Here is a 23,363-nt window from a genome sequence, read left to right as displayed (position 1 = left end):
GCCTTCCCTGCTGCGGTAAACGGATGCGTGTACGGATACTTGAACGTGGGACGGTGCCACCCTACTGCGGCCGACGATCACGGTGCGCCCGCATCGCCCCCCACGGTGGCGTCCGTCCGCTCCGCCTCGGACGGCGCGGCGGGCGGTGCGAGGGAGCCCAAGTCCCCGGTGTCTCCCAGGCGTACGAGAAAGGGACGCAGCCGCGTGTAGCGGATCGCGGTCACCGAGCAGGGCTCCACGGAGATGCGCTGGAACAGGTCCAGATGGAGTCCGAGCGCGTCCGCGACAAGGGACTTGATGATGTCTCCGTGCGAGCACATCAGATACGCGGCATGCGGGCCGTGTTCGTCCTCCACGCGGGCGTTCCACTCCCGTACCGCCTCCGCGGCCCGGTGCTGCATCTCGCGCATCGACTCCCCGCCCGGAAAGGCAGCCGCGGTCGGATGCTGCTGTACGACCTCCATCAGCGGCTCACCGGCGAGTTCGGCGAGCTTGCGCCCCGACCAGTCGCCGTAGTCGCACTCCCCGATCCGCTCCTCCTCGTGCACGGCGAGCCCGTCGCGTACGGAGAGCAGTGGCGCGACGGTCTCGCGGCAGCGCTGCAGCGGACTGCTCACCACGGCCGCGAGCGGCACCCCGGCAAGGCGCTCGGGCAACGCCGCCGCCTGCGCCTTTCCCCGCTCGTCGAGGGCGACCCCGGGCATCCGCCCGGCGAGCACCCCCTCGGTATTGGCGGTGGACCGGCCGTGACGCACGAGAATCAAGGTGGGCATGCGGCCAGCGTAGGCGCCCGGAAGAACGCCACGGAATGCATGCTCCGCCGGATCGCGGAAAGATGCCCACCGTGATCGTGGACTGTGCCATCTACCGCGAAGGCCGCCGCACCAAGGGCCCCGAGGACTTCTCCGACGCCCTGGACGAGGCGCGGGCGAGCGGGGATGCCTTCTTGTGGCTCGGCATGCACGAGCCCACCGAGGAGGAGTTCGCTCTGGTCAGCTCGGAGTTCGGGCTGCACCCGCTGGCCGTGGAGGACGCGCTCAAGGCCCATCAGCGGCCCAAGCTCGAGGTGTACGACGACTCGCTGTTCGTGGTCCTCAAGCCCATCGCGTACGACACACAGCACGACGAGGTGACCTCCGAGGAGCTGATGCTCTTCGTCGGTGACTCCTTCGTGGTGACGGTGCGGCACGGCGACAGCGCGCCCCTCGGTGTGGTGCGCAGCCGCCTCGAGGAGCAGCCCGAGGTGCTGCAGCACGGACCGACCGCCGTGCTGTACGCGGTCAGCGACGCGGTGGTGGACCACTATCTGGACGTGGCCGGCGAGCTCCATCTGGACCTGGAGGTCCTGGAGGAGGAGGTCTTCGCGCCGGGCACCACCGACACCAGGACGCTGGCGGCACGTATCTACAACTTCAAGCGGCAGATCCTCGAATTCCGGCGCTCCACGGTGCCGTTGACCCAGCCGATGATCCGGCTCGCGGGCGCGGGCGTGCCCTTCGTGGACGAGCACTCGCAGCTGTTCTTCCGCGATGTGAACGACCACCTGACCCGCGCCAACGAGAGCGTGGACTCGCTCGACCGGCTCTGCTCGGACATCCTCGCGGCGCATCTGGCGCAGACGGGCGTGCGGCAGAACGACGACATGCGCAAGATCTCCGCCTGGGCCGCGATGGCCGCGGTGCCCACGATGGTGGCGGGGGTCTACGGCATGAACTTCGAGCACATGCCCGAGCTGCGCCAGTGGTGGGGCTATCCCGGCGCTCTGCTCGTGATGATCGGTGCGGTGTACGGCCTGTACCGGACGTTCAAGCGCCGCGGCTGGCTCTGAACCTCCGCTGTGAACCTGCGCTCGCGTCAGGCGAATCCGGGGGCGGATGCGGCGGGACCGCCGAGCGCGTTGCGGCGCTCCGGCATCTTCAGGGACACCATCCGCCGCCAGCCGCCGGCCCGTTCGTACGCGTACACGGCGTGGATGCCCGCGGCGAGCGTGGTGGCCTTGGCCTTGGGCCAGCCGAGGATGCGGCCCATGTGGTCCATGACGGCGAGGCTGACGTCACGGTAGATGCGGATCTCCGCATGGGCGCACTCGCGCAGGATCCGCTGGATCTCACGGCCGTGTCCCGCGTACGCGAAGCGCAGCAACTCCTCGTGGCAGTACGCGAGATGGTTGTCCTCGTCGTTGGAGATCATCTTGACGGCGCGGCCGAGGTCGGGATGGTCGGCGAAGTGCTTGCGCAGCAGGTCCATCTGCTCGGAGGCGCGCTGCTCGGTGACCCTGCTGTGCGCGAGATACGTGATGATGTCCTGCTCGGTCAACGGCTGGTCACCCTTGAGCTGCTCATGGGCGAGTCCGATGCCGTTCTTCTCGAGCAGCATCGTGTAGTCGGTCTCGTGCGGGATCTCGCAGGGTTCGAGCCCGCGTTTCTTCAGCAGGGCGTTGAAGATCCGCCCGTGCTTGTCCTCGTCCGCGCCATGGCGGGTGATCTTGGGGGCGAGCTCGCGCTGGCTCTGCGGCACGAGCGCCGCGATCCGGGCGTTCTCCCAGCCGCCCTGTGACTCCCCGCTCGCCGCGATGGAGCAGAACAGCCGGAACGACTCGTCGTTGTCGAGGATCTCCGTGAACAGACTCTTGGCCGAGAGCATGACCGCCACCTCCGATGCGGGGTTCCGCGAAATACCCCTTGCAAAGAACGAGTCAAATGCGGTGGGAGGTGCCAGGCAACAGTTGTGTCGGACAACTGCGCCGAAAGACGTATTCCGGATGCTGTGCGGTTTGCACCCGGCCGACGGTGGACAGCCGTAACCGTCCTGTCTCTGGCGCGTTGTTCACGACGACGGCCGTGGCGGGGAAGACCCCCCGAGCCCCCACCACGGCCGCAGAAACTCTTTCCGTCGCGTTACGCCAGTCCGGCGCGCTCCACCGCTTCCACGCCGGCCCGCAGCGCCGCGAGCCGCTCGTCGAGGGTCCAGCCCGCGGGAGCCAGCGTCAGCGTCGTCACCCCGGCCGCCGCGTAGGCCTGCATCCGGTCGGCGATGCGGTCCACGGAGCCGAGCAGCGCCGTCGAGTCGATCAGCTGCTGCGGCACGGCGGCCGCGGCGCCTTCCTTGTCGCCGGACAGGTACTTGTCCTGGATCTCGGCGGCTTCCTTCTCGTATCCCATGCGCTGGGCGAGCTGGTTGTAGAAGTTCTGCTTGCGGCTGCCCATGCCGCCCACATAGAGCGCGGTGTACGGGCGGAAGGTGTCGGCGAGTCCGCTGACATTGCTGTCGTCGCCGAGGGCGAGCGGCAGCGTCGGGCAGACGTCGAAGCCGTCCATCGTCAGGCCCGCCTTCTCGCGGCCGGCCCGGATGTACTTCAGGGCGGTGTCCTCGAGGTGCTCGGCGGACGGGAAGATCAGCAGGGCGCCCTCGGCGATCTCGCCGGTCTGCTCCAGGTTCTTCGGGCCGATGGCCGCGATGTAGACCGGGATGTGCTCGCGCGCGGGGTGCACGGTCAGCTTGATGGGCTTGCCCGGGCCGCCGGGCAGCGGCAGGGTCCAGTGCTCGCCGTCGTAGCTCAGGCGCTCGCGGCTCATCGCCTTGCGGACGATCTCCACGTACTCGCGCGTACGGGCAAGGGGCTTGTCGAACTTGACGCCGTACCAGCCCTCGGAGACCTGCGGCCCCGAGACGCCGAGGCCGAGGCGGAAGCGGCCGCCGGACAGCGAGTCGAGGGTCGCGGCCGTCATCGCGGTCATGGCGGGCTGGCGGGCCGGGATCTGGAAGATGGCGGAGCCGACGTCGATCCGCTCCGTCTGTGCCGCGACCCAGGACAGCACGGTCGCCGCGTCCGAGCCGTACGCCTCGGCGGCCCAGCAGACCGAGTAACCGAGCTTGTCGGCCTCCCTGGCGACGGCCAGGTTGTCCGCGTCCATTCCGGCGCCCCAGTAGCCCAGGTTGATCCCGAGTCGCATCGGCCGCACCCCTTACTGATCAGTAACAGACTGTGTGGTCTGGAGCCTAGCGGCTGGGCGCGGATTGCGGCAGGGGCCTGCTGATCCACGGGCCGGACGGAGGTTATCCACAGGCCCCCACGAATCGGCCCTCGGCCAGTAATCTCAGCGCCCATGGAGCAGAGGCATCTCGGCCGTACCGGCCTGCGGGTATCCCGGATCGGACTCGGCACCCTCACGTGGGGCCGGGACACCGACGAGCATGACGCGGCAGACCTGTTGAAGGTCTTCTGGGAGGCGGGCGGCACGCTCGTCGACACCGCGGATGTGTACGGGGACGGGGATGCGGAGTACGTGCTCGGGCGGCTGATCGAGGGCCTCGTGCCGCGCCGCGACCTGGTCATCGCGACCAAGGCCGGCAGCGTGCCCGATCCCGACCGCCGCTTCGACGGCTCGCGCGGCCATCTCCTGTCGGCCCTCGACGCCTCACTGCAGCGGCTCGGCACGGACTATGTGGACGTATGGCAGGTGCACGCCTTCGATCCCGGGACCCCGCTGGAGGAGACGCTGCAGGCCCTGGACATAGCGGTCGCGAGCGGGCGTGCGCGCTATGCGGGGGTGTCCAATTTCAGCGGGTGGCAGCTGGCGAAGGCGGCGACCTGGCAGCTGGCGGCGCCCGGGGTGCGGACCCGTCTGGCCAGTACGCAGATGGAGTACTCGCTGCTGCAGCGGGGCATCGAGCGCGAGGTGCTTCCGGCCGCGCTCGATCTGGGCGTGGGACTGCTGCCCTCCTCGCCGCTGGGGCGCGGAGTGCTGACCGGGAAGTACCGGCACTCGACACCGGCCGACTCACGGGGCGGCTCCGACCACATGGCGCCCTTCGTCGCGCCGTATCTCGACGAGCCGGCCTCGCGGATCGTCGACGCGGTGGCCACGGCGGCCGACGGTCTTGCCGCGACACCGCTCCAAGTGGCGCTCGCATGGGTCCGCGACCGCCCCGGAGTGGCCGCACCGATCGTGGGGGCGCGCACGGCGCAGCAGCTCACCGCGGCTTTGTCAGTGGAGGCCCTTAGTCTTCCTGACGAGATCTGCCAGGCGCTCGACGATGTGTCGGCGCCCGTGCACCGCTATCCCGATCAGGACTGGAGCACCCTGTGAGTACGGAGTCCGCAGCCGCGGAGGAACCGCGGGCCGACGAGGAGCCGCGGGCGGGGGAGGAGTTGGCGCCGGGGGCCTCGCGTGGGGAGGAGTCCTCGGAGACCGTGGAGTCCTCTGACGAGGAGGGCGCCGACGAGGGTGCCTCGGAAGCGTCCGGCGCGGACGAGACCGGCGCCTCGGATGTGACGGAAGGCGCAGCATCCGCCGAGGCCACCGCGGAAGCCGCCGCCGAGGCCGGGCCCTCCGAGGCGGAGGCCGAGCTGGCCGCGCAGCGTGAGCTCCGGGAGCGTATCGAGAAGCGCAAGGCCGAGAAGGACGGTCCGATCGCCGCGGGCGGAAAGCTGAGCGGCACGGCGGCCGACCTGCTCGCGGCCGTACGGGCGGTGGAGAGCGGCGAGAAGCCGGTGACCCGCACCTTCGCCGAGCCGCCGGCGCCGCGCCGCCCGGTCGCCGAGCAGACCGGAAGGGCGCCCGCGCCGGCGCCTGCCCCTGCGGCCGCGCCCGTGTCCGCCCCCTCGGCGGCCGTCGCGCCGGCCGAGGCGGTCGCGGCGGTGCGGGCCGTGCTGATCCAGGGCGGGGCTCCCGAGTCCCTGGCGGAGCGCGCGACCCTGGTGCTCGGTGAAAGCGCGGAGCACCAACTGCGCGAGGACCCCTGGCAGTTGCTCCGCGTCAGCGGAGTGCGCCCGGACCACGCCGACGGTTTCGCCCGCGCCCTCCTCGGCGACGCCTGCGGCCCGGGCGACGAGCGCCGGGGCCGTGCGCTGACGGGTTGGCTCCTGGAGCAGGCCGCGGTCGCGGGGCACACCGCGCTCGACGCCGATGTCCTGCGGTCGGCGCTGTCCCAGCGTGCTGTTCCGGACCCGGACGCGGCCGTGGAGGCGGCCGTATCGGAGGGCGAAGTCCTCGTCTTCCAGGACGCGTTGGACGAGGGCGTTCCTGAGCCCCGGCAGGCGGCCGGGGGCACGGGCGAGGACGACGAGGAAGCGGAGCCGGAGGAGCGCCCGGTGCGGGTGCTGTTCGGTCTGGAGCAGTATGCGCTCGCCGAGGAGAGCCTGGCCGACGGCCTGGCCCGCCTGGTGAACGCGCTGGGCAAGGAGGAGGGTTCGGACCTCGCCGGCTGGGAGAACGCGGCTTCGGCCGTGCGGGGATCGGCAGCCGAGCTGATCCGTGCGGCCGCCGCGAACGGCCTGACGCTGCACACTGGCGGCACGGCGGCGCGCGCCGAGGCGGCGACGCTGTTGAAGGCGGCGCGCGAGCTCGGGCTCCGGGTGTGCGGTGCGACCCACACAGTCGACGGACGCCGGCAGCTCGCCGAGGTCTTGGACAGCTCCGGCGGCGAGGGCTCCGGCACCTCCGCCGCCGACGCGGTGACCGTCGCGCAGCTTCTCTCCGGCGCCGCAGGGCCCGGCCGGGATGCCGAAGGCGCCCTGGCGGTCGACCTGTTGGTCGTGCTCGACGCCCCGCAACTGGACGTCGAGACCGCCGCGATGCTCGTCGAGTCCCTCCCCGACGGCGCCCGTCTGGTGCTGAGCGGCGATCCTGCTGTGCTGTGGTCCGCGGGCGCGGGCCGGGTCTTCGCCGACCTGCTCGCGGCCCGTGTCTGCCCGCAGATCACCTCGCGCACCCCGGACCCGGGCCCGATCGGCGAGCTCACCTCCGGTATCACCATCGGCGAGCTGAACCAGATCGAGGCGCCGGGCAAGGAAGTGGTCATCGTCCCGGTCCGCGATCCGGGCGAGGCGGTGCACCGTACGGTGCAGCTGGTCGCGGACTCCGTCCCGCGCGCCTTCTCCATCCCCGCCGAGGCCACTCAGGTGGTCACCGTGGCGCATGGCGGACCGGCGGGCACCCGCGCGCTCAACACGGCGCTCAAGGAGCGTCTCAACCCCGGCCCGGGCCGCTTCGGCGGATTCGATCCCGGCGACCGTATCGCCTATGCGCCCGTGCCCGGCCGTACGGTCACCGGGCTCGTGGTGGGCGCCGAGGCGGCGGGGCTGCGGCTGGAGTGCGAGGGCGTGCAGTTCACCGTCGCCAAGGACAAGGTCGGCGAACACGTCCGGCACGCCTGGGCGTTGACCGCCCACCAGGCCGTCGGCCACCGCTGGCCTGCGGTCGTGGCGGTGCTGCCGGGTGACGCGGCCGCGTCGCTGACGCGCCCCTGGGTCTACACCGCCTTCAGCCGCGCCGCCCGCCATCTGTCCGTGGTGCACGGCGTGGACCAGGCGCTGCCTCGCGCAGTGGCCGAGATCCCCGCCAAGCCACGCACCACGCGGCTGGAGCGGCTGGTGCGGGGACTGGTCCCGGCACAGGGCTGACATCGCACAGGTGCGGGGAGCGGGCCGACGCCCGCTCCCCGCACCCGATGCACCGCAAGAACTCTTACCGCTCGGAATCCAGCGGCTCCAGGTCGTCCTCCAGATCCGGCTCCCCCACCAGATCGAGCCCGTCGTCGAGCTCCTCGTCGAAGACTGCACTCACATCGAACCGGCACACGACCCGCTGCGGATCCACCGCGTCGAACGGCGTCTGCAGCCACTCCCCCGGCTCCGGCGTATCGTCGGCCGCCGTCACCCACAGCGTGGAGTCGCCCTCCTCCAGGCCGAACTCCTTGTGCCGGGAGGCGATTTCATCCGGCTCGAACTCCCCGAACACCACCCCGAGCGCCGCGTGCACGCTCCCGCCGACCTCCTCGGCGCCCGAGAGCTCCCCCGCTTCCGTATCCGCCTCGAGGTCGGCCACTCGCTGCGCCTGGGCGAGCAGCCGCTGCGGCTCGACCACGGCATAGTCCCGCCGGATCAGCACGCTGAGCGCATTCGGCTCGGCAGGGCCCGCATAGGGCGGCAGATCGTCCTCCGCCGCGGGGATCTCGAAGGGCGTGACCTCGTCGTAGGTGTCGTAGAGCAGTTCGTCGTACGCCTCGGCCGCGGCCGCCAGCTCGTTGAAAGCCTCGTAGACGCCCGGGTCGTCCTCCCCCGACCGCCCCTCGACCGCGGCAAGGTGGCGGTCGAGCGCGGTCTTGACCGCCTCGGCGGCGGCACGTACCTCGGCAGCGGTGGGCTGCGCAGCATCAGACATACTGCAGACGCTATCCGTACAGGGCACTTGAGCGCACAATAGATGCGATGCCGGAATACGAATTTCTCGACGTGTACGTGCCGCGCGGGATCTCCCGCAAGGACACGACCCGCCTGCTGACCGACCATGCCGAGTACGGCCACTGGGAGTTGGACCGACTGACCCTGCGCCGCGACGGAAGCCGCCGGGTGCGGCTGCGCCGACGGATCATCCGTCAAGTGCGTGCGACGTGGTGACATCCCCGCCGCAGGAAGCGTGTGACAACGGAGTGGGCCCCGCCAAGCGGCGGGGCCCACTCCGTTTCTCGTTCCGGTACTGCGTCAGGCCGCCTGACGCGCCCTGCGGTAGAGCACGGCGCCCGCGAGGAGCAGACCCGCGCTCATCGGCACGGCGATGCCGATCGGCGTCTCCGAACCGGTCCGTGCGAGCTGCTCGGAGCCCTTGGGCGGGGTGACGACGTGCGTCTCCGGCTCATTGGGCTTCGTGGGCTCGTCGGGGGTGGCCGGCACATCCGGGGTGTCCGGCTTGCCGGGCTTGACCGGCTTCTCCGGCTTGACCGGGGGCTTCTCGTTGACGGGCGGCGTCTGGGGGCCGGACTCGTTGGTGCAGTCGTTGCCCTCGGTGCCGTTGCCCAGGCCGCCGATCGTGACGCTGTTCCCGCAGGCGTTCACGGGGACGTCGATCGGGAGCTGGATGACGTTGCCGGAGCCGACGCCCGGCGAGTCCTTCGCCGAGCCCTCGGCCGCGGCGCCGCCGCCGGGCTTGTCCTGCCCGCCGTTGTCGCCGCTGCCGCCGTCGGAGACGTTGGCACAGCTGTTGCCCGCCGCCGGGTTGAGCAGTCCGACCACATTGACCGTGTTCCCGCAGAGGTTCACGGGGATGTTGATCGGCAACTGGACGGTGTTGCCCGCCAGCACGCCCGGGGAGTCGGCGGTCTTGCCGTCCGCTCCCGAGTCGGCGAACGCGGTGCCACCCGTGACGGCGAGCACGCCGCTCGCGGCTGCCACGGTGATCAGGCCTTTGCGCGTGACCTGTCGCATAGGTTCTTCCCTGCCTTTGACCTACTGGAGTACGCAACCGCTCCCTTGCGGATGCGCCTAGATGCCAGGCAGCCCCGGAGCGCATGGCACGCACTCCGGGGCCGTCGGACTCAGACCCTCTTGGGGTGAGGCACTACGTCTCAGACGTTGGTGCAGGTGTTGCCGAAGGCGGGGTTCAGGAGCCCGATCACGGAAACGGTGTTGCCACACGCGTTCACCGGGATGTGGATCGGGGCCTGAATCACGTTGCCCGAGAGCACACCGGGAGACTTCACGGCAGCGCCCTGAGCACCGGAGTCGGCAGCAGCGATACCCGCACCAGCGAGAACGAGGCCACCCGTGGCAGCCGCAGCAGCGACGACCTTCTTGATCATTATTCCTCCTAGTTGGCAATGCAGTCCCAGCCGCGGACTGCATCACGTGTAACGAGGAGGGAGTATTCGGGCTACGAGCCTATGGTCGCTTTCACTCTTTTCAGTCAACTGCGCACGTACGGCCGAATCTTGCGATCAGCGGCCTCCGCGGGACCGTCGACGGCGGTCTCAGGAAGCGTCGATGAACCGGTCGAGCACCCGCACCCCGAACTTGAGCCCCTCGGTCGGTACGCGCTCGTCCACGCCGTGGAACATGCCCGCGAAGTCCAGCTCGGGCGGCAGCTGCAGCGGCGCGAAGCCGAAGCAGCGGATGCCGAGATCGTCGAAGGACTTGGCGTCGGTGCCGCCGGAGAGCATGTACGGCACGGCCCGCGCGATCGGATCCTCGGCCTTGAGCGCCACCTGCATGGCGTCCACGAGCTTGCCGTCGAAGTCCGTCTCCAGGGCCTTGTCGCCGTGCACGTCCTCGCGCTTCACGCGCGGGCCGAGGATGCGGTCGAGGTCGGCGAGGAACTCCTCCTCGTATCCCGGCAGGAAGCGTCCGTCGACATGGGCGGTGGCCTGGCCGGGGATCACGTTCACCTTGTAGCCGGCGCCGAGCATGGTCGGGGCGGCGGAGTTGCGCAGCGTGGCGCCGACCATCTTGGCGATGCCGCCGAGCTTGGCGAGGGTGGCGTCCATGTCCTCGGGGTCGAGCTCGGTGCCGAGCGCGTCGGACAGCTCGTCGAGGAAGGACCGTACGGTCTTGGTCACGCGCACCGGCCACTCATGGCGGCCCAGGCGCCCGACGGCCTCGCAGAGCTCCGTGATCGCGTTGTCCTTGTTGGTCATCGAGCCGTGACCGGCGGTCCCGTCCACGGTGAGCCGCATCCAGTGCATGCCCTTCTGGGCGGTCTCGACGAGATACAGGCGCAGCTTCTCGTTGACGGTGAAGGAGAACCCGCCGACCTCGCCGATCGCCTCCGTGACGCCCTCGAAGAGGTCCGGGTGCTTGTCGACCAGGTGCCGTGCGCCGTACGTGCCGCCGGCCTCCTCGTCCGCGAGGAACGCGAGCACGATGTCGCGCGGGGGCTTGCGGCCGCTGCGCATACGGTCGCGGACGACCGCGAGGGTCATCGCGTCCATGTCCTTCATGTCGACGGCGCCACGGCCCCACACACAGCCGTCGGCGACCTCGCCGGAGAAGGGGTGGTGGGTCCAGTCCTGTGCGTTGGCCGGTACGACGTCGGTGTGCCCGTGGATCAGGAGCGCCGGGCGCGAGGGGTCCTCGCCCTCGATCCGCGCGACGGTGGATGCGCGGCCCGGGTGGGACTCGAAGATCTGCGGCTCGAGCCCGACCTCGGCGAGCTTCTCGGCGACGTACTCGGCGGCCTTGCGCTCGCCGGGACCGGAGTGGTCCCCGTAGTTGCTGGTGTCGATCCGGATCAGGTCGCGGCAGAGGTCGACGACCTCGTCCTCACCGGCGACGTATTCCTGGCCGTGCCGAACGCTGTGCTGCCCGTTCCTGCCCGCTTCGCTCACGCCGCGTTCCTCTCGCAGTTGCTGCCGCTGGTCCCCACCATCCTCCCGCGTGACCGGCCAGGACCCAAGGGCGGGCCCGCTGCGACATGCACCGTTCACGTCCGGCGAGGCCTGGTCGGGGGTGTGATCGAGGACCCCCGAATGTTTGCTATGGTTTTCCACGTCGCCGCGGGAAACCGCGGGTCACCGGTCCGGGTGGCGGAATGGCAGACGCGCTAGCTTGAGGTGCTAGTGCCCTTTATCGGGCGTGGGGGTTCAAGTCCCCCCTCGGACACAGACAAGATCCCCACGGTCACTCAGTGACCGTGGGGATCTTTCGTTGTCCGGTTCGTCGTCCCGTTCGCCGTCCGGGAAGCGGACTCGGCGGCCGGGAAGCGGACTCGGCGGCCGGGAAGCGGACTCGCCGGCCGGGGTCAGGTCCTGCGGCGGCGGGCCCGCCGCATCCGCAGCAGCATCGCCGCCGCGATCAGGACCGCTCCTGCCACCACGGCCACGATCGCCGTGGTGGGTACGGGCGTGACCTCGGCCTCGAACGCGATCGGTTCCCCCCAGGGCTTGCCGTCGGCCGTCGTGTACAGCTTGGCCGTGAGCCGGGCCGGGCCGCTCGCGCGGGCGTTCACGCCGACGCGCACGGTGCCGGCGGCGCCACCCGGCACCCTGACCGCCACCACCGGGTCGCGCACGGTGATGCGGGCCGTGTCGTCGGAAGTGGTGCGCAGTTCGAGTCCTGCGATCTCCTGTTGGAGTCCGTTCTCGACGGTCACGGGCAGGGAAGCCGAGCCCGAGGTGAGTTTGACACCGGTCTTCGGCAGGAGATGCACCGAGGTCACGCCGGTGGCGAGGAAGTCCGTGGTGGTCCTTGCGAACGCTTCCTGGGCCGACCGGTCCGGCTCCTGGCTGTCCGGGTCGGCTTCACCGGTCCGGCCGGTGTCCCCGGTCTCGCCCGTCCGGCCCGGGGAGCGCCAGGCCGTGGAGACGGCGCGGGCCATGGCGGCGTGCACCGAGGTCGTGGTGGCCTCGGGGTTCGCGAGCACCCTGGTGAGCGTGGCGAGGCCGGTCAAGTCGTCCGCTGTGGCGGCCAGTTGGGCCCCCGTCAGCTCGCTCTTCCGCAGTGCCGCCGGATACGCGCCGGTGAACTGCGCGGGTGCCGGATCGCCCGACACCTCGTCGAGCCCTGCCGCGTCCAGCCGGTCCGCCCGTACCTCCGCGTCGAGCGCTGCCGCGAGCGCCCCCGCCGCCGCGCCCGACAGATCGCGCGGCGGGACGACGACGGGGTGGCCGCCCGCCTCGAGCAGCGCTTCGAGCCGGTCCCGCGAGGGCGGCTCGGCCCCGGCGAGGGCCGAGGTGAGCTCCGCGTCGTACGGCAGGGCGGTGACCTTGCCGCCGGGCAGGCGCACGGGTCCGCTCGGTGTGCCGTCCAGGCCCTGTCCCGAGGCGAGCACCAGGCCGAGCCCGAGCTGTCCGGCCAGTGCGGTGACCGCTTCGTCCAGGACGCCGTCCGCCGGCCAGCCGAGCCCGGCGGCGGCCTCCGTGCCCAGGGCTTCGCCGACCGCCTGCCGGCCGTCGGCGGCGAGGCCGCGTACGACGGTCGTGATGCTGTCCGTGTCCTTGCCGGGGTGGTGTGCCAGCGAGGCGAGGTCGGCGTCCGCGTACGGCAGGACGATCACGTCCTGGTCCCGCACGGCGTCCTTGAGCGCGGCAAGCCAGTCGGACGCCGCGTCCGAGCCCGTGCCCTTCGTGCTGTCCCGGGGGCTGACGGTGCTGCCCATGAGGCGGTAGCCGCCGGCCATCGCACGGGCCGCCACGATCAGGTCCGGGTCGACGACCCAGGTGACCTCGCGGCCCTTGCCCGCCTCGACGACCTCCCGCAGCCGGCCGCCGTCCGCGAACTCCGCCGCCAGAGCGTCGCCGTCGAAGACCGCCTCGGCTGCGGCGCCCGAGCCGAGCGCGGCCGCGGTCATGCTCGGCGTGGCGGTCAGCGGCCAGAGCACGGCCGTCTTGGTGGCGGTGGCGTCCGCGGCGGCGGCGCGCGCGCCGCCCAGGGGGCCGAGCAGCGCCGGCAGGAGGAGTGCGGTCAGGGCGAGCGCGAGGCGCCGCCGCGGGCGTGCGGGGCTGCCGCGGTGCCGCGTCACTGTCATCGGCGGGCTCGGCGTATCCGTCGTCGGGCTCGGCGTCACTTTCATCGGCGGGCTCGGCTCCCCGCTACCCGAACGGGCCACTGTGCCCGCGCCCGCTGCGGTGCGGCAGGTGCAAGTGGTGGGCGTGGTGCGGGCGTTCGGTGTGCCCGGCCTGGCTCGCCGGCGCGGTGAACGCCGGCGGCAGCCCGTACACCCTGCGGCCCTCGCACTTCGGGCTGCTCGCCGGGGGCGACGGGGAGCGCCGGGCGGCGCTGCTGCCGCCGGTCGGGGAGCCGGGTGTCGCGGGTGCTGCCATGGCGGCGCTCCCTTCCTGCTGCTCGCATGGTCGCTTGCGTCCAGCGCACATCGCGACCAGGTGCGGGGCAACTCGGGCCATGGGGGAAAGGGCTGGGAGCGCGTGGTGCCGCGTCGCCCGCAGCGCAGGGCGGGAGAGGGGGTCGACGCGGCGGTACGGCCGGCGGTGCCCACGAGGCCGGCGACCGGCAGGCCTCGGGTCCGCAGGGCCGGTGACGCCATGCCGCACCACCTGCGGGGCCGGTGACCGCCGTGCAGCACCACCCGCGGGGCCGGTGACCGCCGTGCAGCACCCAACCGCAGGGCCGGTGACGCCATGCCGCACCACCTGCGGGGCCGGTGACCGCCCATGCCGTACCACCCGCGGGGCCGGTGACCGCCATGCCGCATCACCCGCAGGGCCGGTGACCGCCGCCTCCACCGCGTACACAAGGCAGGTGGTCGGCTTTCCCAGGGTCTGTCGGCCACGCGGCCCCGCACCCCCGCCACCCAGCGCTCCCCCACCCGCCGACGACCGGTGTTCCGCCGACTGGGTGCCGACGGGCAATCGGCGCCCGCCGTTCCGGAGGGAACCCGTGCGCCGGGCCTGTCGGCGAGCCATGCGCATCGGCCGAGCGCACGACACCCCGAGTACCGCTCCCTCGACGGCCCGCGCGCATCGCGCCGAGCGCACGGCGCGTACACACGGCCCCCGGCCGCACGCGTTCAGGCCCGGCGCTGTGCCGCCAGCCGTACCGGCGCGTTGGCCGCTCCGTATCCCCGGTAGCCGGGGTCGCGCTGGACCAGTTCGAAGAAGACGCGGCCGGACGTCTCCGTGTAGCAGTGCCGGAAGGCGCCGCCCGGGTCCTCGTCGTAGAGGATGTCCAGTTCCTTGTACGTGGCCAACTCGGCCTCGCCGAGCGGGAATCGGGCCGCCAGGTCGTCGTAGTAGTTCTCCGGGACCGGCAGGGTGCGGCCGCCGGCCGAGCGGAAGTGGCGGACCGCGGTGACCAGGTCGTCGGTGGCCAGGGCCAGGTGCTGGGGCCGGCCGGTCTCGTCGGTGGGCGCGGGGCCGACGGCCACGGCGATCCGTACGGCGCCGTCGGGGGTGCCGAAGGCGCGGCTGCGGAGCAGGCCGTACGGGTCGGCGACGTCCACGCTGTCCTCGGGGTCGAGGCCGAGGACCGTGCAGTGGAACAGGGACGCCTCGTCGAACTGGTGCCAGGGCTGGGTGAGCGCGATGTGGTCGATGCCGCGGAGCGCGCCGTCGCGGGGCGGTGCCGTGTCGCGGGCGAAGTCGCCGCGCCAGGAGGGGCCTTGGGCGGCGCAGAGGAAGAGTTCGGTGCCGTCGGGTGCCGCGATCGCGTCGAGGGGCGCGTCCTCGGGGGCGCGCCGCCTGGGGATCAGGGGCGCGAGGAGCGCTTCGGCGCGCTCCGCGGCCGCCGCGGGATCGGGGGTCTCCAGGCCGATCGCGGCCAGGTGGGTCCCGGTGCGGTGGGCGGCGGCTCCGCTGTTGACGAGGACGCGGGCCTCGCCCTGCTCCCACAGGTCGACGGGCTTGGTGCGGTGGCGTGCCGTGCGTGTGAAGCCGAGGGCGCGCAGGGCGGCGGTGGCCGGTTCGGGGTCGGAGGCGACGAGTTCGGCGAAGGCGATGCCGGTGGGCCGTACCGGAGGCTTGAGCGCGGACGCGAGGCCGGTCCGCTCCTGGAGTGCGAGCAGGGAGCGGCGGGCGTCGACGGCGGTGGGCCCGGCGTCGGCCTGCCGGAAGACGTCGTTGAAGACTTCCAGGGAGAGCGGACCGGTGTATCCGGCGCGCAGCACATGCCCGAGGAGGCCCGGGATGTCGAAGGCGCCCTGGCCGGGGAAGCAGCGGTAGTGGCGGCTCCACTGCAGGACGTCCATCGCGAGCTGGGGTGCGTCCGCCAGCTGCAGGAAGAAGATCTTCTCGCCGGGGATCTCCTCGATGCCCTTGGGGTCGCTGCCGCGGGCGAGGATGTGGAAGCTGTCGAGGCAGACGCCCAGGGCGGGGTGGCCGGCCGCCTCGACGATGCGCCAGGCATGGTCGTACGTGTCGACATGGCGACCCCAGGCGAGGGCTTCGTAGGCGATGCGTATGCCGTGTTCCTCGGCCAGTTGGGCCAGCCGGTGCAGTTGGGCCGCGGCCAGGGCGTCGTCGACGGCGGTGTCCGGCGCGACGCTGGAACAGACGAGCACCGTGTCGGCGCCCAGGCGCCGCATCAGCCGGAACTTGTGCTCGGCGCGGCGCAGATTGCGCGCGAACCGCCGCTCGTCCGGGACGCCTTCGATGTCCCGCAAGGGCTGGTAGAGGTCGATGGTGAGCCCGAGATCGGCGGTGCGGGCACGGATCTCCTCGGGACTCTGCGGCGCCGCGACCAGATCGTTCTCGAAGATCTCCACACCGTCGAAACCGGCCCGGGCGGCGGCCGTGAGTTTCTCGGTGAGGCCTCCGCTCAGGGAGACGGTGGCTATGGAGGTACGCATCAACGGGTTCCTCGCAATCCCTTGACAGCCGTGCGGACGCTCGGGAGCATCCGCGCAAGGCCAATTAACTATCTAGTACGTTAACGAGCCGCCGGCCCCAGCAGAACCCCCCTGCGCCTCCCTGAGGAGTCCCCGTGACCGCTCACCCGCCGGCCGACCTGCCACCGACCCCCACGGTGCAGGGAAAGCCACGCAAGGCCGCGTTCGCCGCCTGGATAGGCAGCGCGCTGGAGTACTACGACTTCTTCATCTACGGCAGCGCCGCCGCCCTCGTCTTCCCCAAGGTCTTCTTCGACCCCGACGACCCGGCCACCGCCACACTCATCTCGCTCGCCACCTTCGGTGTCGCCTACGCGGCCCGCCCCATCGGCGCCCTGTTCCTCGGCCACTTCGGCGACCGGCTCGGCCGGCGCCGGATCATGGTGTGGACGCTGATGCTCATGGGCCTGTCCACGTTCCTGATCGGCTGTCTGCCCACGTACGGCCAAGTCGGCACGCCGGCCCCGGTGTTGCTGGTCGCGATGCGCGTCCTGCAAGGACTGTCCGCGGCCGGTGAGCAGGCCAGCGCCAACTCGATGACGCTCGAGCACGCACCGGACCACCGGCGCGGCTACTTCACCAGCTTCACGCTCAACGGCACCCAGGCCGGGCAGATCCTGGCCACTCTGGTGTTCATCCCGATCGCCTCGCTGCCCGAGGACCAGCTGTACACCTGGGGCTGGCGGATCCCATTCCTGCTCAGCGTGGTCGTCGCGGTCGCGGGCTATGTGATCCGGCGCAAGCTGGAGGAGACCCCGGTCTTCGAACAGGCCGCGGCCGAGGACGCGGTGGCGAAACTGCCGCTGGCCGAGCTCCTGCGCGACCACTGGGCGAGCGTGCTCAGGGTGATCGCGGCCGCGCTGATCGCCACGGTCAGCACGATCTTCTCCGTCTGGGCCCTGACGTACGCGACGAGCGACGCGGTCGGTCTGAGCAGGACGGGCATGCTGTGGGTGAACGGCGCCGCCAACGGTGTCGCCCTGCTCGCCATTCCGCTGTGGGCCCACCTGTCGGACCGGATCGGACGCAAGCCGGTCTTCGTCGGCGGTGCGCTCGGCTGCGGCGTGATGATCTTCGTCTATCTGTGGGCGATCTCCACGGGCAGCTATCCGCTGGTGTTCTTCGTCGGCCTCGCGTTCTTCGGCGTGGTCTACAGCATGGCGAACGGCATCTGGCCCTCGTTCTACGGCGAGATGTTCCCCGCGCGGGTACGGCTCTCCGGGATGGCGATCGGTACGCAGATCGGGTTCGCGATCGCCGGATTCGCCGTGACCTTCGCGGCGGAGATCGACGGTCCTGCCGGTGACGACTGGTTCCCGGTCGCCGTGTTCACGGCCGCGTTCTGTGTGATCTGCGCGGTGGCGGTGGCCACCGGGCGCGAGACGCACAAGGTGCCGACGGCCGAGCTCGGCCTGCGGCCGGCGAAGGACGCGGCGCGGGAACGCGTCGGCGCCACGCTCTGATTCCGGCGGGCGGCCCCCACGGCCGGGGGCCGCCCGCTGTCGTACGCACCACCCGTACGAGGCAGCCAAGTCGCCCCGTACACAAGGAAGAAGGACATCGTGACCTCGTACCTCACCGGTCTCATCGGCTCCGGCATCGGCCCGTCCCTCAGTCCGCAGCTGCATGAGCGCGAGGCCGGCCGGCACGGTGTGCGGCTGCTCTACCGCGTGCTCGACCTCGACCGCATGGGCCGGTCGCCCTCCTTCGTGGGCGAGTTGGTGAGGGCGGCGCGGACCGTCGGCTTCGACGGCCTGAACATCACGCACCCCTGTAAGCAGCTGGTCATCGAGCATCTCGACGAGCTGGCACCCGAAGCCGCTCAGCTCGGCGCGGTCAACACCGTCGTGTTCCGCGACGGGCGCGCCATCGGGCACAACACCGACGTCACAGGGTTCGCCACGTCGTTCGCGCGCGGGCTCGCGGACGTGGCGCTCGGCCGGGTCGTGCAGCTGGGCGCCGGCGGTGCGGGGGCTGCCGTCGCCCATGCGCTCCTCACGCTCGGCGCGGACCGGCTCACGCTGGTGGACACGGACCGGGAGCGCGCGGCGCGGCTGGTAGAGGATCTGACCGTACGGTTCGGCCCCGAGCGCGCCGTGGCCGGTACGACGGAGGCGCTCGGCACGGCCGACGGCCTGGTGAACGCCACTCCGGTCGGCATGGCCGCCCACCCAGGACTCCCCCTGCCCGCAGCTCTGTTGCACCCCGGTCTGTGGGTGGCCGAGGTGGTGTACCGGCCTCTGCAGACCGCGCTGCTCGCCGCCGCGCGTGCGGCGGGCTGCCGGACACTGGACGGGGGCGGCATGGCGGTCTTCCAAGCCGCCGACGCCTTCCGCCTGTTCACGGGCCTGACCCCCGACACGGACGCGATGCTCACGGACTTCGCCGCACTCACCCACGCCCCGGGCCCTCTGCAACCCCGCAGTTAGACTGGGCGGCGCCGTATCGTCCGTACCCGAGGAGCCGCATGGCCGCCGCGCAGCCGACCGAGTCCTCCGCGCGGCGTACCCGGGACGCGGCGCGCACCCGTGCGGAGATCCTCGACGTGGCCACGGACGAGTTCGCCCGCGCCGGGTACACCGGGGCCCGTGTGGACGAGATCGCCGCCCGTATGCGGACCACGAAGCGGATGATCTACTACTACTTCGGCAGCAAGGAACAGCTGTTCACGGCCGTCCTCGAACGCGCCTATACGGTGATCCGCACCCAGGAGCAGAAGCTCGACGTCGAGCACCTGGACCCGGTGGCGGCGATCCGCCGGCTCGCCGAGCTGACCTTCGACCACCATGAGGCCCACCCCGATTTCATCCGGCTCGTGAGCATCGAGAACATCCACGGCGCCGAACATGTCGCGGGCTCCGAGCATCTGCGCTCGCTCAACTCCCCCGCGATCGAGGTCATCGGCCGCATCTTGGCGGCCGGGCGCGCCGAGGGCGTCTTCCGTGACGATGTGGACGCGATCGACGTGCACGCGATGATCAGCTCGTTCTGCTTCTTCCGCGTCGCCAACCGCCATACGTTCAAGGCCCTGTTCGGGCGCGACCTCACGCAGGCGGGACGGCGGGAGCACTACCGGACGATGCTGGGCGACATGGTCATCGGGTATCTGACGGCGGGCTCGCCGGGCGCCTAGGCTCCCCGCCCCGTACGTCGGGTCAGGGCGTGAAGCAGTGGCGTTCGCCGCCGGACGGGGTCAGGCACACCCGGGCCCGGGCCGGGTCGGCGCCGACCGCGGTCATGGAGGTTGCCAGGTAGGTGTCGGCCCCCTTCGCGACGACGTGCTTCGGCGGCGCCCCGGGCAGCGTCAGTTCCATACGGTCACCGTTGCGCAGCCGGGCCGCGCGGGCCCAGACCGCGGCGCACGGTTCGCCGTAGCGGAGCTCCACGCGGCGACCGCCTTCGGTGTGGGTGGCGAGAGTGGTCACCATGTCGGCCCCGCCGCATCCCATGCGAGCGGGGTCCTCGCCTTCGCAGGTGCGGCCCTTGCAGCCGGGCGTGGCCGAGGGCGGAGGGGTGGGGCGGGTGTGGTCGCCGGTCAAGGTCAGGGTCAGGGTGGTGGCGATGGCGGCTGCGGTGAGGGCGAGGGCTGCCAACAGGCGCCCTGTGCGCGGCGGTCGGTGGCCCACCGGCTCGGTGGGGTCCGCCGAAGTGGAGCGCGCCCGTCCGCTCCACTCCGCCTCCGCCAGCTCCCAGAGCGCAAGCACCTCGTGGGCCGGTGCGCCGGCGAGACGGCACAGTTCCTCGACCGCGCCGCGCGGCGGCAGGGCGGTGCCCCGCAGATAGCGGGCCCAGGAAGTGGTGCCGCGGTGGGTGCGGGCGGCGAGGGCTTCGAGGGAGAGGCCCGATGCGGTACGCAACCGGGCGAGCCGGTCGGCCAGTTGACGGAGCTCGGGGGCGGGGGCGCGGGTCGCCGTACGAGGGGGGCGGGCGTCGCCGGTCGGGCTCATCGGCGCAGCTCCCCCCAGGTGTCGGGGCCGACGATGCCGTCCGCGACCAGGCCCCGGTCCTTCTGGAAGGCGCGTACGGCGCGCTGGGTGCCGCCGCCGTACAGACCGTCGGCTTCTCCCGCCGTATAACCGTGCCGGGTGAGCAGGCACTGGGCCTCGACCACCTCCCAGCCGCTGCTGTCGAGGTCGAGCAGCGCCTCGCGGGTGGTGCTGTGTCCCGCGTACCAGCGGCCTTCGTGGCGGATCTGCTCGCAGGAGTACCTCCGGCCGACCTGGTATTCGGCCGCGGCCCACGGCTCCTCTGCGCCGAACAGGTGGGCGCCGGCGAGGAGTCCGGCGCCGAAGGCGGCGGCGACCAGGGCTGCAGTGAGGAGGAGGTGGCGGCAGGACCCCGTGCGGGGCGGCGCGGGCTCATCGGCCGGTTGCGCGCGGTGCACCTTCGGGCGGGGCAGCAGCATCGTGGCCGCCCGTGCGGCCGGAACTCCCTTGACCGGCAAGGGCCGTGGATACGGTGCACCGCCGGCCGGAGTGGCAGGCGCATCCGGGGCGTCCGAAGCCTCCGGGGCCGTCGCGCGCGCCGTCTCGTGCAGCACCAGCAGCCGCGTCGCGTCCGTCCCGCACACCCGCGCGAGCTCTTCGACGGCCTCGCGGGGCACGGGCTTCTTGCCGTTGAGATAGCGCTCCCAGGAGGAGGAGCTGTACGAGGTCTTCGCGGCCAGTGCGGTGAAGCTCAGACCGCCGCGGTCCTTCAGCCTCCTCAACTGGACGGCGAGTTGGCGTTCGCGCTCCGGCATCGTGCCGGGCAGCGGCTTCCAGCGGGTCATGGTGCACCCCCGTCGACGTACCGACCCAAGGTCCTACCGAAGAAGAGATGCGGCGTCCTCGGCGGCGGGTTCCGGGGCGATGGGTGTCGTGACCGGATCAGGACACTGCGGCGGGTGCGTCCCAGCCTCCCGCAGCTTCGTCAGGGGACGAGACGTCCCAGCAGGTCAGCGACGTGGGACGGCGCAAGCACGGCAAGCTGTGGCCCGCGGCGGCGCGGTCCGGGCACGGTCGGATCACCAGCAGGGCGGCACCGGGCCGCCCCGCCGACACGGGGAGGAACCCCATGCGCAGTCTCCGTCTGAAGGCCGGTCTCGCGGCCTCCGCCGTCACCGCAGGCACACTCGGTCTGATGACCACGACCGCCGCCGAGGCCCGCCCGGGCGCACCCACGCTCGACCACGGCTCGTCGGGCAGCGGTGTGTGGTGCGTGCAGCGGATCATCAACCGCACTTACGGCCATGTCCTCGACGAGGACTCCAAGTACGGCAGCTACACGAAGGCGTGGGTGAAGGCCTTCCAGGAGGACCACAAGGTCAAGCCGTACGACGGCATCGTCGGCAAGAAGACCGGCAACGCCCTGCTCAAGTCCGTCGGCGGCGACAAGTACTGCTACAAGCACCTGCCCACCACGTACTGAGCGGTGCGAGGACCGTACGGGCCCGTCTTCCCCGGGGGAGAGGACGGGCCCGTACGCACGCCCGATACGGCGCTACGCCTGGATCACCGTCATCCCGCGCTCCTCGAACACCTTGGCCTTGTCCGGCGCGCGGTCGTCCGTGACCACGGTGTCGATCGCCTGGGGCGGGCAGATCCGCGCGAAGGCCTGGATGCCGAGTTTGGTGGAGTCGGCGACGACCACCAGGCGGTCGGCCTGCTCGGCGAGCAGGGCGTTGATGCTGGCCTCGTGTTCGCTGCGGGCGCTGGCGCCGCGGTCGGGGTCGAGGGCGTCGACGCCGATGAAGGCGATGTCGAGACGTATCTCCTTGAGGATCAACCCGGCCAGCGGGCCGACGAGTTCGTACGACTGCGCCATGGCGACACCACCCGTGGTGACGACCTTGATGTGGGTGCGCACCGCAAGCTCGTGGCCGATGTTGAGCGCGTTGGTGACCAGAGTGAGCGCCGGGCCGTCGGAGGGTTCGCGCTCCAGGAGGTCGGGGCGGGCGGCCAGGGCGCGGGCGACTTCGGTGGTGGTCGTGCCGCCGTTGATGCCCACGACCATGCCGCGCTCGGCGAGTGCGGCGGCCGCCCGGCCGATGCGTTCCTTCTCCACGGAGTCGCGGGCATAGCGGTAGCGCAGCGGAAGGTCGTACGTGACGTCGTTGGGCATGGCGCCGCCGCGGGTGCGGATCAGCAGACCCTGTTCGGAGAGCTGGTCGAGGTCGCGGCGGATCGTGGCGGCGGAGACCTCGAGGCCCGTGGCCGCGGACTCGACGTCGAGCTGGCGCTGCTCGGCGAGCAGGCGGAGCAGTTCGCCGTGGCGCTCGTAACGGTTCACCCGTGATCCCCCTTGCCGTTCGGTCCGCGGCGCCTTGATCGGCGGGCGGCTTCGGCAAGCATGATGCATCGGGCCGGGATGATCGACGCCGGGTGCACGGGAATTCGAGCCGGGGCGCGGGGTTTTCGGGGGCGGCACGGCGCGACGGCTGTGGCCCGCAAGCGCGGCGGGGTGCGAACCTCCGTGCGCCCGCACAGCGCGGCGGGGTGCGAACCTCCGTGGCCCGCACCCCGCCGGATGACCGAACTGTCAACCCATCTCGGGCATTTCGCCTTCCATGGTCGTCACGTCGATCACGGAGAAGGACGCACCCTGCGGATCCGCCACGGTCGCGAAGCGGCCGAAGGGGCTGCCCATCGGACCGAGGTGGACCTGGCCGCCGAGGCGCCTGACCGTGTCGACGGCCGCGTCGCAGTCGGGGACCACGAAGTAGATGTTGATGTGCGAGGGGATCTCGGGCGGGAACTCGTCGGTCATCTTGAAGCGGCCGAGCACCGGCTCCTCACCCAGGTCCCACACCATGAAGTCGATGGCGGGGTCCGGGATCTTCTGCGCGTTGTAGCCGAAGACGGCGGGGAAGAACGCGTCCGCCGCGTCGGGGGCGCGCGTGGTGACCTCGGCCCAGCAGAACGCTCCGGGTTCGTTGACCTTCTCGAAGCCCTGGTGCGCACCGGGCTGCCAGGCGCTGAAGAAGACGCCGCCCGGGTCCTGCGCGACGAGCATCGAACCGAACTCGCCCACCTGCATGGGGTCCATCGCCACGGTGCCGCCGTGGGCCTTGACCTGCTCGGCGGTGGCCTCGATGTCGGGCGTCGCCAGGTACAGGCTCCACGCCGGCGGCTGCTCCTCCATGCCCGGCATCTGCGGGACGACGGCGGCCACGGCCTTGCCGTCGGCGAAGGCCTGGGTGTATCCGCCGAACTCCGCGGAGCCCTCGGCGTAGGTCCAGCCGAGGAGCTCGCTGTAGAAGGACTTCGCCGCGTCGAGGTCGGGGAACATCGCGTCGACCCAGCACGGCGCGCCCAGCGGGTATGCGGGCAT

22 protein-coding genes and 1 tRNA gene are annotated in these 23,363 nt (G+C 71.7%); 9 read left to right on the top strand and 14 right to left on the bottom strand.

The genetic code is table 11. The features are described from left to right. Positions 1 to 77: 77 nt before the first annotated feature. Positions 78 to 773 carry a histidine phosphatase family protein gene (locus tag H9Y04_RS23120; RefSeq protein ID WP_187815898.1) on the bottom strand — a complete coding sequence of 232 codons (696 nt, stop codon included), beginning with the start codon at positions 771 to 773 and terminating at the stop codon, positions 78 to 80. A gap of 62 nt (positions 774 to 835) precedes the next feature. Between H9Y04_RS23120 and corA the strand changes: the two genes are divergently transcribed. After that, positions 836 to 1,828 (top strand): magnesium/cobalt transporter CorA, encoded by a 993-nt coding sequence (gene corA / locus H9Y04_RS23115; protein WP_187815897.1) that lies wholly within the window; start codon positions 836 to 838, stop codon positions 1,826 to 1,828. A gap of 26 nt (positions 1,829 to 1,854) precedes the next feature. Here the strand turns inward: corA and H9Y04_RS23110 are convergent, their stop codons facing one another. Together H9Y04_RS23110 and H9Y04_RS23105 are read right to left on the bottom strand one after the other, a co-directional pair. Continuing rightward, positions 1,855 to 2,643 (bottom strand): ferritin-like domain-containing protein, encoded by a 789-nt coding sequence (locus H9Y04_RS23110; RefSeq protein WP_187815896.1) that lies wholly within the window; start codon positions 2,641 to 2,643, stop codon positions 1,855 to 1,857. Between the two features lie 254 nt (positions 2,644 to 2,897). Further along, entirely contained in the window at positions 2,898 to 3,953 is a 1,056-nt protein-coding gene (locus tag H9Y04_RS23105; protein WP_187815895.1) for an LLM class F420-dependent oxidoreductase, read from the bottom strand. A 153-nt stretch (positions 3,954 to 4,106) separates the two neighbouring features. Here H9Y04_RS23105 and H9Y04_RS23100 point away from each other — a divergent pair, with 153 nt between their 5' ends. Together H9Y04_RS23100 and H9Y04_RS23095 are read left to right on the top strand one after the other, a co-directional pair. Further along, entirely contained in the window at positions 4,107 to 5,090 is a 984-nt protein-coding gene (locus tag H9Y04_RS23100; protein ID WP_187815894.1) for an aldo/keto reductase, read from the top strand. After that, positions 5,087 to 7,405, top strand: coding sequence for a helix-hairpin-helix domain-containing protein (locus H9Y04_RS23095; RefSeq protein ID WP_438818136.1), 2,319 nt, complete (start codon positions 5,087 to 5,089; stop codon positions 7,403 to 7,405). Before H9Y04_RS23100 ends, H9Y04_RS23095 begins: the two co-directional genes overlap by 4 nt. Before the next feature lie 64 nt (positions 7,406 to 7,469). On the opposite strand, the gene H9Y04_RS23090 is transcribed toward H9Y04_RS23095, so the two are convergent. Continuing rightward, entirely contained in the window at positions 7,470 to 8,165 is a 696-nt protein-coding gene (locus tag H9Y04_RS23090) for a hypothetical protein (RefSeq protein ID WP_187815893.1), read from the bottom strand. A 47-nt stretch (positions 8,166 to 8,212) separates the two neighbouring features. Here H9Y04_RS23090 and H9Y04_RS23085 point away from each other — a divergent pair, with 47 nt between their 5' ends. Then, the gene (locus tag H9Y04_RS23085) at positions 8,213 to 8,401 is read left to right on the top strand and encodes a DUF5703 family protein (RefSeq protein ID WP_187815892.1); all 189 of its coding nucleotides are present in this window, start codon (positions 8,213 to 8,215) and stop codon (positions 8,399 to 8,401) included. 84 nt (positions 8,402 to 8,485) lie between these two features. On the opposite strand, the gene H9Y04_RS23080 is transcribed toward H9Y04_RS23085, so the two are convergent. The 3 genes from H9Y04_RS23080 to H9Y04_RS23070 form a co-directional block, all read right to left on the bottom strand. After that, a complete protein-coding gene (locus tag H9Y04_RS23080; protein ID WP_187815891.1) occupies positions 8,486 to 9,205 on the bottom strand; it encodes a chaplin in 720 nt (239 codons plus the stop codon). Between the two features lie 140 nt (positions 9,206 to 9,345). Beyond that, positions 9,346 to 9,579 carry a chaplin gene (locus H9Y04_RS23075; RefSeq protein ID WP_187815890.1) on the bottom strand — a complete coding sequence of 78 codons (234 nt, stop codon included), beginning with the start codon at positions 9,577 to 9,579 and terminating at the stop codon, positions 9,346 to 9,348. A gap of 168 nt (positions 9,580 to 9,747) precedes the next feature. Then, positions 9,748 to 11,100, bottom strand: a complete 1,353-nt coding sequence (locus tag H9Y04_RS23070) for a M20/M25/M40 family metallo-hydrolase (RefSeq protein WP_187815889.1) — start codon at positions 11,098 to 11,100, stop codon at positions 9,748 to 9,750. A gap of 189 nt (positions 11,101 to 11,289) precedes the next feature. On the opposite strand from H9Y04_RS23070, the gene H9Y04_RS23065 reads away from it, so the two are divergent. Then, a tRNA-Leu gene (locus H9Y04_RS23065) sits at positions 11,290 to 11,374 on the top strand. A gap of 139 nt (positions 11,375 to 11,513) precedes the next feature. On the opposite strand, the gene H9Y04_RS23060 is transcribed toward H9Y04_RS23065, so the two are convergent. The 3 genes from H9Y04_RS23060 to H9Y04_RS23050 form a co-directional block, all read right to left on the bottom strand. Further along, a complete protein-coding gene (locus H9Y04_RS23060; RefSeq protein WP_187815888.1) occupies positions 11,514 to 13,238 on the bottom strand; it encodes a DUF6049 family protein in 1,725 nt (574 codons plus the stop codon). A 64-nt stretch (positions 13,239 to 13,302) separates the two neighbouring features. Continuing rightward, a complete protein-coding gene (locus tag H9Y04_RS23055; protein WP_187815887.1) occupies positions 13,303 to 13,533 on the bottom strand; it encodes a hypothetical protein in 231 nt (76 codons plus the stop codon). A gap of 704 nt (positions 13,534 to 14,237) precedes the next feature. Continuing rightward, positions 14,238 to 16,013, bottom strand: a complete 1,776-nt coding sequence (locus H9Y04_RS23050) for a bifunctional sugar phosphate isomerase/epimerase/4-hydroxyphenylpyruvate dioxygenase family protein (protein ID WP_187815886.1) — start codon at positions 16,011 to 16,013, stop codon at positions 14,238 to 14,240. 134 nt (positions 16,014 to 16,147) lie between these two features. On the opposite strand from H9Y04_RS23050, the gene H9Y04_RS23045 reads away from it, so the two are divergent. The 3 genes from H9Y04_RS23045 to H9Y04_RS23035 all read left to right on the top strand — a co-directional run bounded on the left by H9Y04_RS23045 (position 16,148) and on the right by H9Y04_RS23035 (position 19,185). After that, on the top strand, positions 16,148 to 17,515 hold the full coding sequence (locus H9Y04_RS23045; protein ID WP_308801073.1) for an MFS transporter: 1,368 nt from the start codon (positions 16,148 to 16,150) through the stop codon (positions 17,513 to 17,515). A gap of 99 nt (positions 17,516 to 17,614) precedes the next feature. Continuing rightward, on the top strand, positions 17,615 to 18,481 hold the full coding sequence (locus H9Y04_RS23040; RefSeq protein ID WP_187815885.1) for a shikimate dehydrogenase: 867 nt from the start codon (positions 17,615 to 17,617) through the stop codon (positions 18,479 to 18,481). Between the two features lie 38 nt (positions 18,482 to 18,519). Then, positions 18,520 to 19,185 carry a TetR/AcrR family transcriptional regulator gene (locus H9Y04_RS23035; RefSeq protein ID WP_187815884.1) on the top strand — a complete coding sequence of 222 codons (666 nt, stop codon included), beginning with the start codon at positions 18,520 to 18,522 and terminating at the stop codon, positions 19,183 to 19,185. A gap of 22 nt (positions 19,186 to 19,207) precedes the next feature. Here H9Y04_RS23035 and H9Y04_RS23030 read toward each other — a convergent pair whose 3' ends face one another. Together H9Y04_RS23030 and H9Y04_RS23025 are read right to left on the bottom strand one after the other, a co-directional pair. Further along, the gene (locus H9Y04_RS23030) at positions 19,208 to 19,999 is read right to left on the bottom strand and encodes a helix-turn-helix domain-containing protein (RefSeq protein WP_187815883.1); all 792 of its coding nucleotides are present in this window, start codon (positions 19,997 to 19,999) and stop codon (positions 19,208 to 19,210) included. Further along, positions 19,996 to 20,823, bottom strand: coding sequence for a peptidoglycan-binding protein (locus H9Y04_RS23025; protein WP_187815882.1), 828 nt, complete (start codon positions 20,821 to 20,823; stop codon positions 19,996 to 19,998). The genes H9Y04_RS23030 and H9Y04_RS23025 overlap by 4 nt, the downstream gene beginning before the upstream one ends. Positions 20,824 to 21,107: 284 nt before the next feature. Between H9Y04_RS23025 and H9Y04_RS23020 the strand changes: the two genes are divergently transcribed. Continuing rightward, a complete protein-coding gene (locus H9Y04_RS23020) occupies positions 21,108 to 21,461 on the top strand; it encodes a peptidoglycan-binding domain-containing protein (RefSeq protein ID WP_187815881.1) in 354 nt (117 codons plus the stop codon). A 72-nt stretch (positions 21,462 to 21,533) separates the two neighbouring features. On the opposite strand, the gene H9Y04_RS23015 is transcribed toward H9Y04_RS23020, so the two are convergent. After that, positions 21,534 to 22,322: a DeoR/GlpR family DNA-binding transcription regulator gene (locus H9Y04_RS23015; RefSeq protein WP_187815880.1), complete on the bottom strand. Its 789-nt coding sequence runs from the start codon at positions 22,320 to 22,322 to the stop codon at positions 21,534 to 21,536. A 249-nt stretch (positions 22,323 to 22,571) separates the two neighbouring features. Beyond that, entirely contained in the window at positions 22,572 to 23,363 is a 792-nt protein-coding gene (locus H9Y04_RS23010) for a VOC family protein (RefSeq protein WP_187815879.1), read from the bottom strand.

The organism is Streptomyces polyasparticus (genome assembly GCF_014493765.1).
GTDB classification, from domain to species: domain Bacteria; phylum Actinomycetota; class Actinomycetes; order Streptomycetales; family Streptomycetaceae; genus Streptomyces; species Streptomyces polyasparticus.
The sequence above is the reverse complement of the archived record's forward strand: the minus strand, read 5'-3'. Positions and strand labels throughout refer to the sequence as shown.